Consider the following 16,402-nt stretch of genomic DNA (forward strand, 5'->3'; position numbering starts at 1 on the left):
GATGCCGGCCTCGATTTCGGGGCCGGCGATCCGGTTCAGGCCGGGCTGTTCCAGAGGATGACCTTCTTGCCGGGTTCGCCGCCGGGTGCCGGGGCGACGTTTCCGAAAATCACGCCGATCTCTGGCGCTTCGATCTTCGTGGAGATGTATTCCTCGCCGGTCTGGCGGGAGATGCGGTTCCAGCCTGCGCCGATCTCAAAGCCGGTCTTGCGGTGGATGATGCGGTAGTCCGGGGCTTCTTCGCTCGCCTTGCTGGCGTTCGGGACGAGGGCGATCGGAGCGTTGACCCGGATGGTGGCGAAGACGCCTTCGAGAGTGCCGTCGGTCTTTTCGGTGAGGGTTGCGATCGTGGTAGCCATGGGATTGTCTCCTTCGTTGCATCGGGACCATTCCCGATGGCGCCCGAAGAAGGGGCCGCGCCGCAGGCGTCACCGAAGCTTTAGCGAAGGGGAACCCCCTTGCGGGGTTGACGCTGATCGCGGCCGGTCCCTTAGAAAGGCGACATAGAGAACGGGAATGGTCCTTGATTGCGACGTCGGCAGGAGACCTCGCCTTGGCTACCTTTGCTGACCCGATGAGTGCCGCGCTCGTCGCTTGCGTCGGTGGGCGTTCGGGTCAACGAATGCAGGCCTTCAACCAGGTGGACACGGCGCGAGCGATCAGCACCGTTCCAATCCCATCGTCACTATCATAGAAGGCTTCGGTCGGTGTGGCAGCTGATATGCCATGCGCTCTGGCGCCACTGCACCTCGGGTGAAGTGAGATCACAACAGCGGTTTGATTGCGGAGCGTCGCTCCCGCGCCGGTGATGGTCAGGAAAAGGAGACCAGCCGCCGGAGATGGCCGGATGATGACCGCTCCAGCCTGCCGCCTCAATCGAGGCGGTTGACCCGGCCGGTTCGACCACGCGTCTCGGCAAACAGTCTGGCGATCTTCACCATGAAGGATTTGCTGAAGCGGCCGAGGATGTCCTGATCGGGCTCGATGTACCAGGAGCGTTGGACGATATCATAATTGTACTCGTCGGCCATGATCCAGCACTGCTTCAGATCGCTCAAGCCCGCACGCTTGCGCTCGATTTCGGGGATCTCCAGAGCGATGCGGCCTGTCTGCGGCGGCTGCGTGGTGATGGCGAGAAGCGCCAGATGCGTGTTTCCATCGGAGGCACTTCGGATGGCAATGACGACGCAGACCGGCCGCTGCTTGCGGCCCTCGGTCTCGCCGCGCTGCTGCTGCCAGGCCCAGAGGTAAGGATAGGAGATGACCTCGCCGGGCCGGAATTCATGGCTCATCGTCGTAGCCTGCGCCGCGCGCCAGCCGATCAAGAGCCTCGTCGAACAGTTCCGCATGCTCGTCGGGCATCTCCGATACAGCATAGGCACGGCGGGGGTTGCCGCCGGTGCGCATGCGCTCATAGTGCTCGTAGCTCATCAGCACGAAACGCGGCTTCTTGTGCCGGGTGAGCATCACCGGCTCGCGGCTCGCCGCGTCGGTGATATCGCCGATTTGTTTGTTCAAGTCGCCTGTCGTGAACTGCTTCATGGCTATAGCCTCCGGTATGGTTCTCCATATAACACATTTCTCCATGTTTTCCATCTTTTCCATATTCCCAGGAAAACGGCGCTCACGCGCCGTCTCCTGAAGCTTGCCAGACCGGGATGCCGAGGCGACGCGCCTTGTCGGCGAGATTGCCGGTGATGCCGTTTCCGGGAAAGACGATCAATCCGGCGGGCATGACCGAGAGCATGTCGTCATTGCGCCGGAACGGCGCGGCCTTGGCGTGCTTGGTCCAGTTGGGCTTGAAGGTGATCTGCGTCACTTTGCGGGTTTCAGCCCAGCAGGCGGCGATCCGCTCGGCGCCTTTCGGCGAGCCACCGTGCAGCAGCACCATGTCGGGATGCTTGGCATGCGCCTGGTCGAGCTTAGCCCAGATCCGCTCATGATCGTTGTAGTCCATCCCGCCGGCGAAGGCGATTTTGGTGCCGGCAGGGATCAGCACCTCGGTTTCGGCGCGCCGGCGAGCTGAGAGAAAGTCACGGCTGTCGATCATCGCCGCTGTCATGTTGGCGTGGTTCACTTTCGAGCCGGTGCGCGGCCGCCAGGACGAGCCGATTTGCGCCTCGAACAGATCGGCCGCGTAGTCGCGCATGAACTCGAAGCTATTTCTACGCTCCAGGAGCGTAATGCCTTCCGCGATCAGGCGTTCGAGCTCGACACTTTTCACCTCCGAGCCGTCCTGCTCGCGCTGGCCGGTGCGCTGCGCTTCCTCGTTGCGGTCGAGCTCGCGCTGGATGCGCTCGCCGGCCCGGTGGAAGAGATTGGGGATCGACCAGAACAGGTCTTCGAGATCGGGCTCCAGGCGGGTATCGCCGAGCATTTCGGCGAAGGCATCGAAAATGGCGGTGATCGACGACTGGACCTGTGGTTCTTCCGGCAATGGCCGCGGATCGGGCTCGTCCTGGAAGGGACGATAGCCGAAGATCTGCATCTCGTAGATGAAGCGGTCTGTCGGGGAGGAAGCGTGGTGGGGCTCGACGCCGTCGTCGGGGTGAAGGATCAGGTCCATGATGGTCTCCGTCGGTTTGGGCCGCGCCTCTCGCGGCCTGACGGCGAACCCGGTCACGCGGGTCGAGGCCGGAACCGCAAGCGAAGCGCCGCGGCCCAGCGAAGCGCCGGGCGGCGGAGGGCGGGTTTCTTTGTCCGCGAGGAATGACGGACCGCGACCGCGGTCTGGCAGGGGAAGAAACCCGACCGACCCGCTGAAGGCCGGAGGCCCGCGTGGTAAGGGTCGCCTCTCGGCAGGCCCGCGGACGCGCTCACTCGGGGAGCCGGCACCGCGGACCGTCCTCCCGCCCTCGCCGGCTCCGCCCCTGCCCTGCCCCGCCGCCCTCATGCGGGCAGACATGCCATCGCGTCTTCAGGGACCAGCTGAGCCCGAAGGCTCGCCGTCAGTCGGTCGGAACCCAGCCAGCGCAGATCCTCATTGAAGTCGCCGAGCTCCGGCGACAGAACCAGCGGCAGGATCCCGCTTTCCTGTGCCCTGCGGCTCAATCCCGCGATCCCGTGCCGGCCGGCGGCATCCGCATCGGCGGCGATGTAGAGGCGCTGGCATCCAGGTGGAAAGTTGAAGGCCGCGAGATGATTGGCCGTCAAAGCGGCGACCATCGGCATGCTGGGCATCACATGCGATAGCGATAGCATGGTTTCGAGGCCCTCCCCTGCCGCCATGACCGGCACAAGATCGTTGGTCGGAAATCGAAAGCGGACGGCATTGCCGAGAAGACCGCCAAGCGCGCGACGGGGATCGTCTACCTTGGCCTTGCCAGCGCCGTCGGGATCGAGCCAGCTGCGATGCACACCGGTTATCGCTCCAGCTGTGTCGGTCACGGCAGCGATCAGAGCCGGATAGCTTGTCGTGTGGCCGGTGACGAGATCGCGATAGTAGCAGGACGGATGGAACCGCAGCGCCGTATGCGCGGATGCTCGCAGGATGCCGCGCTCGCGCAGATAGGAGTCGGCCAATGTGTCAGCCAGCGGCTGTGTCATCCGAAACAGACGCCTGGCTCGCTCAGACGCCGGCTGCTCGACCGTCGCAGAATTTCGGGTATCCCTTCTGCAAGACGATACAGGCTGCGGTCGAGGCAGGCTGAGGAACTGGCGCGCCTCTTCGGCAACGTCGCGGAAATCGACGAGGCCGCAGGTCTCGCGGATCAGATCAAGCAGATCACCAAACTGGCCGGTCGCCGCATCCGTCCATCGGCCGGCGCGCTGGCCGACCAGATGCACATAGAGGGACCGGCCCTTGTTGTTGGCGACATCGCCGACGAGCCAGTAGTTACCGGCACGGCGGCCGGCGGAGAGATAGTGGCGGCAGACCGCCTCCGCGTCTTGCGCGAGACGGCCCGCCAGATCGGAGGCGGAAAGCATGACAGACCTCCGTCACGACCGGCGCGCGATGTCGATGAGGTGATGACGCTGCATCAACGTCGACAGGATCGCCGCACCCTCGTCTGTGACAGGCACGAAGAAGCGCAGCTTCCAATTGATCATCTCGGCGAACAGGCCGATCGACCGCAACCAGTCGCGCATGCCGTCGGTGAAGCCGGTGAGCTCGACGCGGTAGTCGTTCATCACCCGCGCCCGCCGCAGCGTCATGCCGCCGGCAAGCCCGACGATCGAGGATCCGTCGACAAGCGATGCCCAGGCCTGGTCCGGCAAGATCACCATGGTCTGGTCGATCCCGAAGTTGCGGCAAAGCCCGGTAAGCCGATCCGGAGCGATGACACGGCCGACGATCCGCTGGCCGTCATCGGTCTGCAGTCGCCGCACGCGGCAAAAGTCCTGCGGCAGCAGTTTCCAGATTGGCAGCAACAAACCGCTGACGATATGCATCGTCGAAGTCGAGAATTCCGGCACGGCAGCCACCTCGGCATCCCAGGCAGCTAAGAAGACCTTTTCGTCGGCTTCTTCCCAACTTGTCTCTTCGAGCTGGCGGACTTCGAAGCGGAGTTCGTCCATCGGCCGGATCAGCGACACGCGCGGCTGAACGGAGCCATCGTCCAGCATGATCGAGCGCGTCGGCACCATCACCGCGGGCCTGCCAGACTTGCCGTTGATCATCAGCCTGGCGCGCGGATCCTGCTGCACAAGGCACCGAACCTCCTCGAGCCGCATCGGTGCATTGCGATCCCGGCGTTCGACCGTCAGCAAGTGCGACTGCGCGCCGGTGACCGGATGGGTGTAAATCAGCCGGCGGTCGGTAACCGTCATGCTATCAGCGGTGATCGTCTCAAGCCCCTTGTCATACATACCGGCGGCAATTGCCCCCTCGATACGAGCGGCCAGCAGTTGCTCGAAGGCCTCGAACAGCACGTTCTGCATGGCGATCGTCAGCGCCAGCATGCGATTGAGAAAGGTCTGGATCGGCGGCAGCTCGTCCTTCAGTCCGCCCTCCTCCGAGGTCAAAGACAGGCCTGTGATGCTTTCGAAAGTCTCCAGCGAGCAGCCTTCGATCCTGCCGGCATGCAACAACCCGTAGAATTGCCGCAGCGCGTCGCGGGCATATTGCGATTCCAGATTGTCCTCGGACCGGAACATCCCCCGCCCGCCGGTCTGGCGCTGGCCCCGTGTGATAGCGCCAAGCGTGTCGAGACGCCGGGCGATTGTCGAGAGGAAGCGCCGCTCCGCCTTGACATTGGTGGCGATCATCCGAAACCGGGGCGGCTGTTTCTGGTTGGTGCGATGGCTGCGCCCAAGCCCCTGGATCGCTACGTCGGCACGCCAGCCCGCTTCCAGAAGGTTGTGAAGACGCAGGCGCTGATTTTTGGCGGCAAGATCCGCGTGATAGGATCTGCCGGTTCCGCCGGCATCGCTGAAGACAAGGATGCCTTTCTCATCATCCATGAAAGCGCGGGCCTCGTCGAGATTGGCGGTGCCCGGCCGGCTCTGCACGGCATAGCGGGCGATGGAGTTGCCGTCCTCCCGGCGAATGATGCGGCGGGAGCGGCCGGTGATCTCTGCGACCTTGCTGGCGCCGAAGTGCTGGACGATCTGGTCGAGTGCCGTCGGGATCGCCGGCAGGCTGCCCAAGACTTCGATCAGTTCGTCGCGCCGCCGTTCCGCCGCTCGGCAGATGACAGGATTCCCCTTCGCGTCATGGACAGGCCGGGAACCCAGATTGCCATCAGCATCGGAAAACTCCTCGAAGAGCTGCACCGGGAAGGAGTGCATCAGGTAGTCGATAACGTATTCGCGCGGCGTTACGTCGACCTGCAGATCGCCCCATTCCTCAGTCGGGATCTGTGCCAGCCGGCGCTCGGTCAAAGCCGCTCCCGTCGAGACGAGCTGGATGATGGCAGCATGACCATCGTCCAAATCTGTAGCGGTTGCTTTAAGCAGGGCCGGCGTCTTCATCGAGGTCAGAAGATGATTGAAGAAGCGCTGCTTCGAGCTTTCGAAGGCCGAGCGCGCAGCCGCCTTGGCGTTTTTGTTGAGCGTCCCGGACTTCCCAGTGATACCTGAGGCCTCCATGGCGGCGTCGAGATGGTTGTGGATGACCTGGAAGGCCTCGGCATAGGCGTCGTAGATTCGGACCTGTTCCTCGGTCAGTTCGTGTTCGAGGATTTCGTATTCCACGCCTTCGAAGGAGAGCGAGCGCGAGGCATAAAGCCCCATGGCCTTGAGGTCGCGTGCGAGCACTTCCATCGCCGCCACACCGCCATCCTCGATGGCGGCAATGAACTCGGAACGGGTCGGGAAGGGAAAGTCGCTGCTGCCCCAAAGGCCGAGGCGCTCGGCATAGGCGAGCGACTCCACTTCCGACGCGCCGGTCGCCGAGACGTAGACGACGCGGGCGTCCGGAAGGGCGCGCTGCAGGCGGAGGCCCGCCCTACCCTGCTGCGATGCCGCCTTGTCGCCGCGCTCGGTCTTGCCGCCCGCGGCATTGGCCATGGCGTGGCCTTCATCGAAGATAATAACGCCGTCAAAATCGCTTCCAAGCCAGTCGAGGATCTGCTGCACACGCGAGCGCTTGCCCTCGCGCTCGTCGGTGCGCAGCGTCGCAAAGGTCGTGAAGAGGATGCCCTCCTCCAGCTTGATCGGCGTGCCCTGCCGAAAACGCGACAGCGGTGTCACCAGCAGCTTTTCTTGGCCCAACGCGCTCCAGTCGCGCTGGGCGTCCTCGATCAGCTTGTCGGATTTTGAGATCCAGACGTGCCGCCGGCGGCCTTTCAGCCAATTGTCGAGAATAATGCCGGCGGCCTGACGGCCCTTGCCAGCGCCTGTTCCGTCGCCGAGGAACCACCCGCGACGGAAGCGGACAGCATGCTCTGCGTCGGATGCGACGGCCTTAAGATTGTCGAAGGAGGCATCGACGCTCCAGTGTCCGGCGAGATAGCCGGAATGGGCTTCGCCCGCATAGATGACGCTTTCGAGCTGGGCGTCGGAGAGAGCGCCACTGGTGACGATGCGCTTCGGCAGATGTGGGCGATAGGTCGGCCTCGGCGGCGCGACGGATGCCATCGCCACGGATTCAACCAGCCTGTCGGGATGCGGTTTTGCATTGGGGATGTGGATCGATTGCAGCCGGTAGGGTTCATAGATGCCGTCGGCGGTGGCCTCATCCCCCGGCTGAGCGTCTCGCAGCTCGTAGGAGAGTTCGATGATCTCGTCATCGAGATGTATCGGACGCACCGTTGCCGCAGGCCGCGCCTGCTCGCCGACCGCGGGGCGGTGCGCGGCAATCGCTGCCGGGCGCGTTGTGTCCGCGCGCAGGATACCGTTTGAGAGCACGACGGTAGAGTTCGGCACCGTCGTCAGCGCGCGGGGTGGGAGACCGGTGATCCAGCCGAGCAGCGTTTCGATATCGCACGCTGTGCCCCTCGACGTCACCAGCTTCGAGGGATCGCGCGCCGGGATCTTTTCGATGACGGTGAGCCGCGTTTCCATTGTCGTGGCATGACGGGCGTAGATGCTGCCGTCGATCGCCGCGGTGAACAGCATCGTGCCTTGCCTCTGCAGCCGCACGAAGGCGTCGCGCCATACCGAATTGTCGGGAGAAAGGCTTGCGCCGGTGATCGCGACCAGGCGGCCGCCAGGGGCAAGACGCGCAAAGGCTGACGTGAGATGGCGCCAGGCGGCGTCGGTGACACGACCTTCGACATGAACACCGGCGGAGAATGGCGGGTTCATCAGCACCACGGTCGGCTGAATGCAACGGTCGAGGTAATCGTCTATATGAGCGGCATCGTGCTGTGATGTCGGAACGCCGGGGAAAATCTGCTCCAACAGCGCGTGCCGAGCAGCCGCATATTCGTTGAGCGCCAGGCGCGCGCCCGCGAGTTCCGCAAAGATCGCCATGAGGCCGGTTCCGGCTGACGGTTCGAGGACCACGTCAGCGACCGTAATGCCGGCAGCACGCGATGCGACATAGGCAAGAGGGATCGGAGTCGAGAACTGCTGCAGGGCCTGGCTCTCTTCGGATCGGCGTGTATGGGTCGGCAGGAGGTTTGCCAGCTTGGTCAGCATTGCGAGCGTCGATTGAGGCGACTGGGCTCGGGAGGCGATTGAGCGGAATTTGCGCAGGAACAGGACCTGGGCGGCTTCAGTCGCTTCATAGGCATCCTTCCAAAGCCAGAGGCCCTCGGCGTCGTTTCCGCCGAAGGCCTCCATCATGACCTGTCGCAGGGCGCCGGTAGAGACGACTTGACCGTGCTCCAGAAGCGACGTGAGTTGTTCGGCAGCCTTAATAAGTGCCTCAACGCCGGTTTTGATCTCAAGACGCGGGGAGACGCTAACGGTTTGAGAATGTGAGATGATATTCATCGAAGGGTGCTCCAAGAGTGAGGAAAGAACAGCGGAGCCCAGCGTCCTGCCGAGGGTTCGGAGGAGCGATATCGGGGCAGCCACGGATGGGTCGGGGATCGCCAGCTTGAACTGCCGGCGATCGTCAGCGTCTGGTCGTCGGACCTATGACGAAGCCAACGGGATCCTTTGGGTCCGGCGGCAGGTAGGCGTCATACGGGTTGCCATCGGCAAGATGGCCGAATGGCGTGAAGACGAATTCGCCGTCACTGCGGCCGACGGCGCAAAGCACGTAACGCGGCTCGCGTGTGGCGGCGTCGAGGCATTCCATGAGAGCAAGATTGCCATCGGCTGCGGCGCGCAGCAGCGTGTCGAAGTTTGTGCGGGCATGATCGGGGATAGCCATTAAGTGCTCCAGACAAAATGAGGCCCGGCGCTTGACCGGGCTCTGGGATGATGACGATGGGGATTGCTGACGCGGCCGGGTCTGAGCCCGTGCGCTTGAACCTGTCAGGGGGCGCTCTCCAGCAGCTTCTTCGCCTTGCCTTCGAGTTCGAGACGCGTGTCCTGATTGGTCCTGGTGCGCGCCAGCGCGGTGATGCCCTGCACGAAATCGAAGATCGATTCCGGCGGCCGGCCCTCCTCCGACAGCACCATCTCGATCACCTTGCCGGTCTCGGCTTTAGAGAAGCCGCGCCGACGCAGGAAGGTTTCGCGGTCGTCGTCCTTGCGCGCGACGATGCACTCGCGTGCCGCCTTGATGCCGGCGATGAATGGCGCCGGCGACGAATTGGCGAAGCTGGTCAGCGCGGGTGCTGCCTCATGCGCGAACCGCTGGGCCGCGAACTTCGAATGGCGGATGGTGATCTCCTCGAAATTCTCCGTGCCCCACAAATTTCTATTGGCGCAGACCGCCCGCAGATAGAAGGAAGCAATTCCGAGCGTCTTGGACCCGACCTCGGAATTCCAGGCGTAGAAGCCGCGGAAATAGAGGTCAGGCTCGCCGTTCGGCAGGCGCCCGGCTTCGATCGGATGAGTGTCGTCAACCAGGAACAGGAAGACGTCACGGTCGCTGGCATAGAGCGTCGTCGTATCCTTGGTGATGTCGACGAACGGATTGTGGGTCATCGTCTCCCAATCGAGAACCCCCGGCACTTTCCACATGGTGTCGCCGGTCCCATTGCCGGCGATCTTCATCACCGCCGAGACCAGTTCGTGGTCCCAAATGCGGCCGTATTCCGGTCCGGTGACGGCCCGCAGTTCCAGGCGACCGTCGTCCATCTCGAGCGTCTTGACGAGCTCGGCACGGTGATTGAGCAGACCATGCTGCAGATTGATCGCGGCGAGCGGCGCCGGCAGTTGCCGCATATAGGTGGCCGGGGCGCCGACAAGACTGCAAAGCTGGCCGTAGCTCCAATGCGTCGGCGCGATCGCCTGACGCTGACCTGGAACGAGAAGCTCAAGCCGCTCGGCATTGTCGCGTGTGGCCTCGACGCGGATCGCAGCGCTTTCGATCGTTCGGGCATGGGCACGCTCGGCTCGGGACCGGACGGTATAGTACAAATCAGTCAGCGACAGGAAGCGTTCGTCATCGGGGCGCGAAAACCATTCGGACGAGACACGGCCGATGCGTTCGCCGCGCGAGATATCGACCTTAAAGCCCGAGGAAACGGACCGGGCCTCGTGTGTTAAAGTGTTCATGGGAGTCTCCTGAAAAACAAGCGCCCGGCGCAGTGGCCGGGCTGGGTTGGGGGAAGTGAAATGGCTGATGGTCAGTCAGGCTGGATGGAGGCGCTGATGCGCTGCCCGGATCGCTGCAAGCGCTGCCTGGAATTCGGCATTGCCGACGACGTCCGAGACATCCATCGTCGTCGCGATCGTGAGGCAGGCGGTGTGGATGTCGTCGTCGGTTATGGCCGTCGGCGAAAGCGCTCGGAAATTGTCATCGACCTCCGGTACGGCGGCGATCGCATTGCGAACCTGATCTTCCTGTAGTCGCGCCAGGATATGGTTCGCCTTTGGCGGTTCCACAGGCTCATCGGGATCCGGAGCGTTGCCAAGAATGGCCTCACCACGCGCAATCTCCCAGGCCGAACGGGCAAGCCAGTCGGGCGAGGGAGAACGTGCTGCGTGTGCGTCGTCGAAGAACATCTTCAACAGGCCGAGCAGGATCTCGAAATGACGTGCACGCCGTTGGACAGCTTCATAGAATTGCGAGGGGACCGGGACTGACGGTCCGGTGTAGGCGCTATGAGCGCCTTCCCAGACGCCGGTGATGTGAACCTCGCCGGAGGAATCGTAGTCTTTCTCGGCAATATCCCAATCATTGTCTTCGACGGCGGCCCTGCAGGCGGCCTCGAGCGTGTCAGCGGCATAAGTAGGATGCCGGAAAACCGGCAGGTGATAGGTGGTTTCGATCGTAAAGTCGGGCATTGAAATGCTCCTGAAAATGGAAGAGGCCCGGTCTCCTTTCGGAGCCGGGCCGTTGGTTGAACTGGGAAGACAGTTATTCGGCGGCGTCGAGATGCCGTTCTTCGTTGACTTCGTCAGTCGCAGCGTGGGCATCGTCCCCGCTATCAGTCAGGAACGCTGGGAGATCGGAATTGCCGCTCCCGGTGGCATCACCGCTCAGAATCTCTGCGTTTTCGCACGTCGCGTCGTCGACGGAAGCGAAATCTGTCACGAGACGGAGGGGCTCCGGAAGCCAACCACTCCCGGCCATTAACCGTTCGGCCTCGCGGGCCATGTCGGTCTTCTTCAGATGCCCAATGAGCTCCGCTGCCTTGTCACCCTTGGCTTCTCGCACCGCCTGCAGGATGCGTGCCTTGGTGACACGGCCGAGATAGTTGTCGGCGGTCGCTGTCCAGCCGGCTTCGACCATGTCGAAACCGATCGAGCGGGCAAGCCGATCGGCATGCGCAATCGCCCGGGTGCGCTTGTTCCATGGTTCGATCACCGCATTGACCGACAACGAGGCGCAATGCGCAAACAGCGCCTGCTGGCTGACCTCGTCGAGCGTGATCAGGAAATCCCAGAGATCGTTCGGATCCTTGGGCAGATCCTGGCCCCAGCCTTCATGCCGCTGATCGATCTCCTTCGCCCAGACCGTGTCGCCGAGCCCCGGCGTCTGGCTGAAGCGGCTGCTCTGCAGCGTCACCTCCAGGCATGAATCCGAGCCGTAGACGTAGAAGGCCTTTAGGACGAAGGCGTGCAGGACCGCGACGAAGGCGATGACAGGATTGTTCGCGAGTGCATTGCGCAAAGCAACCGTGCGCGCCGCGGTCAGATCGAGGATCATGCGATCAGGAAGCGGCTTAATCGTTTCGTCCTCGTCGTCCGGTTGGGTGTCTTCGCCTCCGGCACCGGCGGTTACCGGCAGATCAGTGCCATGATCGTCGCCATCGCAGGGATCTGCCGCGGGATCGGTCTCGTCCTTCGGCTCATCCTCGGGCCGCACAAAGCCGCGCTCGATCTTGAGTTCGCCGCTGGCGCCGAGCGAGACGAAGACGCCGCCGCGGGCAACCTCTTGCGGATCGAACACATATGGACGGTCATTCAGGCGGTCGAGTTCGCTACCAAGCTCCTCCAGCCTCTGTTCGGTCGCTTCCGAGTACTCGTCTGCCTCCGCATATTCCGCGTCGAGCTTGTCGTATTCGGCGCGGGTGGCATCATAGCGGGCCAGTTCGTCTTCTGTCATTTCGACCTGCTCGCCATAGAAGCGGCGCAGCCCGGACGTGTGACCGTAGGGGAAATCAAAAGCGGCTTCGACCCACTTCCAGCCTTCGCTCACACGGATCGCCTCGGCGTCAGCCTTCAGCTTCTCCATCACGAGCTGCTCGAGCAGTGCCGGATCCTGCAGCCAGCCGCCCTGGTCCTGGTCCAACAGATCGCGCATGGTCACGCCACCGGCCGCTTCATAGGCCTCGATACCGACATAGACGGCGCGGCGGTCGCTAGCGCGGATGGCGGTCTCTGTCAGCAGCCGGCGAATATAATAAGGTTCCCGGCTATGCGAACGCGACACCGTATCCCATACTTGCTCCTGGCGAACATGGTCGTTGGTGATCGAGAAGGCCATGATCTGCTCGAGCGTCATCTCGTCTTCGGCATAAAGATCGAGAAGCCGCGGCGAGACGGAGGCCAGCCGCAGGCGCTGCTTGACGGTGGCAACCGAGACGAAGAAGCGCGCCGCGATCTCCTCCTCGCCAAGCCCCTGCTCCCGGAGAGTCTGGAATGCGCGGAACTGATCGAGCGGATGAAGGCTGACGCGATGGACGTTCTCGGCGAGCGAATCCTCGACCTCCAGCGTCTCGCCTTTACTGACGATGCAGGGAACGCCGGCGGCTTTGGCCAGTCGCTTCTGCGCAACCAGCCGCTCGAGGGCGCGATAGCGACGACCGCCGGCCGGGATACGATAGATGCCGGTCTCGTTGCCATCGCCGTCGAGTTCGGGGCGGACGTTCAGGCTGGTCAGCAGGCCGCGATGGGCGATGTCTTCCGCCAAGTCCTCGATCGAGACGCCCGCCTTGATCTTGCGGACGTTCTGCTGGCTGAGCACCAGCTTGTTGAAGGGAATATCCCGGGCTGCACTGAGGGTGATTTTCTCCATAGCCTGAGCCATGTCGGTTTCTCCGTGACGGACCGGCCGGAGCCTCTCTCCAACCTTCTCAATCCGTCACGAAATCCCCCTTCCCTCCTCTTCCTCTCTGCAACCATTCCATATGCGAATCCGCCCTTGATCCGCGCCGATCCCTCCCCACATTGCGGCCGTCACTTGTGAAGGGCTCATTCGAACATGCATCAGTTTCTGGAAACGACCTTTGGGCCGGACGAACTGGAAATCTTGGACGTTGTGCTGGAGGAATGGAGGGCGCAACGCGGCTTGCCCAAGGACAATCCGGACGTGGAGCTTGCGGCAGCTGTGATGCTAAACCTGTTTCGCGAAGGAAACCGAACAATCGAAATGCTGAAGGCAGCTGCGGCCGAGCACAAGGCATTGTCTGAGCTGTGACGGCAATCAGGCAGGTGACCTAAGCACATCCCACGGCTCCGGAAACCCATGCGAGGCACTCTGGCCTAGTTGCAGGTCGAAGCGCATCGATGACGGGGAAGTCACGAACCCCCTTGGGTCACGGTGAATGTCGGCAGCCGAACGCTCTTGGAAAGAAGGCAGTGTGACGCTCCGTCGAGCGAACGAGGGTTCGCCCATTTATTGAATGATACGTTCAGCGTTCGAACCGCTCCAGCATCCTCTTGAGTTGTGCATTTTGTAGCTGAAGCTTACGCGCGAGTTGGTTCCTGAGCAGGTTGATTTCTTCATCAAGACTGATCGTGTCGTCAGAAGCGGAGGGAGCGGCTGCAGAGGGAGGCAAAACAGCTTCAACCGGCTCCGCTGACTTGGCCAATTTCCTGCGCTTTCGCGTAACGCCTTCGCCAGTCTGCAAGAGTTTTGGTCCGGCGTGTGCAACCGTAGCCGCCTCATCGGACAAGTCCGGATCAGCCGTCTTCCCGGGCTCGGCGCCTCCAATTTCGGCCGTGCTGTCGACACCACTTGCCGTTTCGTCGGAATGATCCGGATCCGCTGACACCGCCGCCGATTGTTCGTCGGCGATCGGCTTTTCGTCGACCGGAGGCGCCCCGGTGTTCAATCCGTTATCGGCAGCCGTTTCAGTCAGGTTGGCGATAGCCAACAGGTCCGGCTTCACGTCATCGGTCGAGGCATGTTCCTGGCGCTGCTGACGTCGCGGTGACACCAGCCGAGCAAGAAGTTTCCATGGAGACGCCATTTATTCGACCTCGTATTCTAGCCCGCATGCAGGCAGCGGGCAAAAGCGTTGGCGGCAGGACTAGCCGCCGCCAATATGTTCGTTTCGATATAACCTCGTGAATGCGGCCAGGGCTTGATCGGCAGCTGCCGATCAAGCGAGGTTGAGCCGCTTTCGCAGATCGGCATTTTCGGCACGGAGCTTCTCGGCCAGCAGCTTGCGCAGTCTTTGGTTTTCCTCTTCCAGCTGCAGAAGATCCGCAAACTCGTCAACTGCCGCCACCGAGGGTGCAGCCGCCGCTTGCACGGCCTTCGGAGCGCGTTTGACAGGCGCACGCTTGGCGCTTGTCGCAGCCTCGTCGGACTTTGCCTTGCGTCCTCTCTTCGGCTTGACCGCTGCGGCATTCGATGCCGCTGCCGGTTGCGGCGAAACCGTTGCCGAGGCGATTTCAGGCACCGCCTTCCTGGCGCGAGGTTTGCGCTCCTTCTTGGGTACATCGGGCGCCTCTGCGGCCGGCGCGTCAGCAACAGTCATCGTATTGTTTTCGTCGGCCATTCTGGTCTCCTGTAAAGCCAGCACATTTGTCTCTTGCGCCATCGGCAGTGTCAATAATGCGGAGGATTGTTCTTCGCCGGTCAAAGCCTTTTCGCTGCCGACCTGAGACATTGGCGTCAAGAAAGGCCTTGCGTCATCCTGCAGATCCTGCGCGACGGATTTGAGGTCCATGTGTCCCCAAATAGAGTTCGGATTGGAATTGAGTTTTCGTCGGCCCGATCTGTACTCGACGGTAAAGCTGCGTTGAACTTTTTTCACTTTGAGAGGCCTTGAGTGTCTTCGGCGATGTTTCAGCATCGCAACAAGTATCCTGCAGATACCGAATATCGCGCTGGTGGTCCATATGCCATTGCGATATCAGGCATACGAATTTGAGCCTGTCTGTCCCATTATCCGTGCTTGACGCATGAGGAACCAGTTGTTCGCAACCGTTCCGCATAGCTGCTGATGCCGGTTGCTCCTAATCCCTGGCGACAGCGGTTGCTTCATTTCACGATGGGCCTGCCTTGGACCTCAGCAGGGCCGAGACCATTGGTTTGATGGTGAATTGGCGCCGTGTGGCTCGTCTGGTGAGATCGCGCAGGTACGCACCTGCAGAATTGATCTGCCCACCCTTTTCGAAGATACAAGCTATGGCAGCGCCAGCATTTTCTGGTCCCATGACAAGGCATGCTTGATGGAAGGCCGATGGGCTTATTTGCAGCATTGATCGTAGGACGGCTGTCGCTGCGAGCAGGTCTCGCCACGATCTGATCGATCCACCGGGCCCATAAGGGTGAATTTCACTGCAGGCTCGCAGCACAGTGTCCAGAGCGACAGCGGGTTTTAAAGATTGGATCGGTTCTTCCAGAGCCTGTTTGACGGCTCGGTGCTTTTCCTTAGCAGACCGGGTGGCGGCCGGTGGGTTGGAAGTTTCGGCTGGCGGTGTGTTTTGCTCTGCTTCAGATTCATAAAAGGATTGTGTTTGTGAATCCTGTATGTGGCGCTCATTTTGGGACTCTCTGGCGCACATATTTTGCATTTTATCGTGTTCGTGCAATAGCTTGACGATAGTCGTGCGAAGTTCGATCAAGCGGCTGAGTAGAAACTGGAGTTCGTCGAGTGACGGCTGACGGGGCAAAGACGCAAGGAAGGCGCGGAATCGGTCGTGAAGTTGGCTCCATTCGCCTTCTACACATCCGTCTATTGCTAGCTGGATGAGTTTGGTTATGTCGCGGCGGCAGAGGCTGATCCGTTCCCGTGTTGCATGGAAAAGCTCCCGGTCGGCGGCGATTTTGGCGGCGATGTCTTCGATCTCCTTTGCGCGGGAAAACAGCGGGGCCAAATTGAAGCCGAAAGCTTCATTAATCTCCCCTGCCCTGCTCCGCCGGGCAAAGCGCTTGCCATTGGCGCTATCCTTGCGAAGGATAAGGCCGGCGTCGACTAGAGCGGCCAGATGTCGTCTCAACGTAGCAGCAGTCATGCCCCTTGCCCGTATTGAAAGCTGGGCGTTTGAGGGAAAGACGATCAGATCGTTCTTCGAAGTGAGCTCATCGGACGGGTAGAACGATAATAAAGCATCGAGAACCGACAGAGACCGATCGGACACATTAAGCGCCTCTCTAGCTTCACAGACGGCTCTGAAGAGCTTCCATTTGTTTCGGGCGGTCTCAGGCTTTGCTTCGCTGATTTGTCGTTGCCGCGACAACGAGGCAAACGTCATCGACCGCCGCCCAAAGGGCGTCGTCACATGTCCACTATCCATTTCTTCACCTTTCAAAAGGCAAAAGAAATCCGCTCAC

Annotated in this window: 14 protein-coding genes; 1 reads left to right on the forward strand and 13 read right to left on the reverse strand. The window is 61.7% G+C overall.

All coding sequences use genetic code 11. The features are described 5' to 3' along the window. Positions 1 to 35 precede the first annotated feature (35 nt). The 10 genes from FHT73_RS24445 to FHT73_RS24490 all read right to left on the reverse strand — a co-directional run bounded on the left by FHT73_RS24445 (position 36) and on the right by FHT73_RS24490 (position 12,922). Positions 36 to 359: a DUF736 family protein gene (locus tag FHT73_RS24445; protein WP_017958522.1), complete on the reverse strand. Its 324-nt coding sequence runs from the start codon at positions 357 to 359 to the stop codon at positions 36 to 38. A gap of 513 nt (positions 360 to 872) precedes the next feature. Next, a complete protein-coding gene (locus tag FHT73_RS24450) occupies positions 873 to 1,292 on the reverse strand; it encodes a hypothetical protein (protein WP_183715436.1) in 420 nt (139 codons plus the stop codon). Continuing rightward, positions 1,282 to 1,542 (reverse strand): type II toxin-antitoxin system prevent-host-death family antitoxin, encoded by a 261-nt coding sequence (locus FHT73_RS24455; RefSeq protein ID WP_183715438.1) that lies wholly within the window; start codon positions 1,540 to 1,542, stop codon positions 1,282 to 1,284. The genes FHT73_RS24450 and FHT73_RS24455 overlap by 11 nt, the downstream gene beginning before the upstream one ends. 82 nt (positions 1,543 to 1,624) lie before the next feature. Continuing rightward, positions 1,625 to 2,566 carry a DUF2493 domain-containing protein gene (locus tag FHT73_RS24460; RefSeq protein WP_183715440.1) on the reverse strand — a complete coding sequence of 314 codons (942 nt, stop codon included), beginning with the start codon at positions 2,564 to 2,566 and terminating at the stop codon, positions 1,625 to 1,627. Positions 2,567 to 2,889: 323 nt separating this feature from the next. Then, entirely contained in the window at positions 2,890 to 3,927 is a 1,038-nt protein-coding gene (locus FHT73_RS24465) for a toprim domain-containing protein (protein WP_183715442.1), read from the reverse strand. A gap of 12 nt (positions 3,928 to 3,939) precedes the next feature. Continuing rightward, positions 3,940 to 8,322: a strawberry notch family protein gene (locus FHT73_RS24470; RefSeq protein WP_183715444.1), complete on the reverse strand. Its 4,383-nt coding sequence runs from the start codon at positions 8,320 to 8,322 to the stop codon at positions 3,940 to 3,942. A 124-nt stretch (positions 8,323 to 8,446) separates the two neighbouring features. Continuing rightward, positions 8,447 to 8,707 carry a DUF6117 family protein gene (locus tag FHT73_RS24475; RefSeq protein WP_183715446.1) on the reverse strand — a complete coding sequence of 87 codons (261 nt, stop codon included), beginning with the start codon at positions 8,705 to 8,707 and terminating at the stop codon, positions 8,447 to 8,449. Between the two features lie 104 nt (positions 8,708 to 8,811). Continuing rightward, on the reverse strand, positions 8,812 to 10,002 hold the full coding sequence (locus tag FHT73_RS24480) for a DUF932 domain-containing protein (RefSeq protein WP_183715448.1): 1,191 nt from the start codon (positions 10,000 to 10,002) through the stop codon (positions 8,812 to 8,814). Between the two features lie 75 nt (positions 10,003 to 10,077). After that, positions 10,078 to 10,734: a hypothetical protein gene (locus tag FHT73_RS24485; protein WP_183715450.1), complete on the reverse strand. Its 657-nt coding sequence runs from the start codon at positions 10,732 to 10,734 to the stop codon at positions 10,078 to 10,080. A 73-nt stretch (positions 10,735 to 10,807) separates the two neighbouring features. Continuing rightward, entirely contained in the window at positions 10,808 to 12,922 is a 2,115-nt protein-coding gene (locus tag FHT73_RS24490) for a ParB/RepB/Spo0J family partition protein (protein ID WP_183715452.1), read from the reverse strand. A gap of 174 nt (positions 12,923 to 13,096) precedes the next feature. Here FHT73_RS24490 and FHT73_RS24495 point away from each other — a divergent pair, with 174 nt between their 5' ends. Further along, the gene (locus tag FHT73_RS24495; RefSeq protein ID WP_183715454.1) at positions 13,097 to 13,312 is read left to right on the forward strand and encodes a hypothetical protein; all 216 of its coding nucleotides are present in this window, start codon (positions 13,097 to 13,099) and stop codon (positions 13,310 to 13,312) included. A gap of 214 nt (positions 13,313 to 13,526) precedes the next feature. Here the strand turns inward: FHT73_RS24495 and FHT73_RS24500 are convergent, their stop codons facing one another. From FHT73_RS24500 to repC, 3 genes are all read right to left on the reverse strand, one after another. Next, positions 13,527 to 14,087, reverse strand: a complete 561-nt coding sequence (locus FHT73_RS24500) for a hypothetical protein (RefSeq protein WP_183715456.1) — start codon at positions 14,085 to 14,087, stop codon at positions 13,527 to 13,529. A gap of 132 nt (positions 14,088 to 14,219) precedes the next feature. After that, entirely contained in the window at positions 14,220 to 14,879 is a 660-nt protein-coding gene (locus FHT73_RS24505) for a transcriptional regulator (protein ID WP_183715458.1), read from the reverse strand. 232 nt (positions 14,880 to 15,111) lie between these two features. Next, a complete protein-coding gene (repC, locus tag FHT73_RS24510) occupies positions 15,112 to 16,365 on the reverse strand; it encodes a plasmid replication protein RepC (protein WP_183715460.1) in 1,254 nt (417 codons plus the stop codon). Positions 16,366 to 16,402: the final 37 nt, after the last annotated feature.

It is taken from the genome of Rhizobium sp. BK098 (genome assembly GCF_014193155.1).
In the GTDB taxonomy this organism is placed as follows: Bacteria; Pseudomonadota; Alphaproteobacteria; order Rhizobiales; family Rhizobiaceae; genus Rhizobium.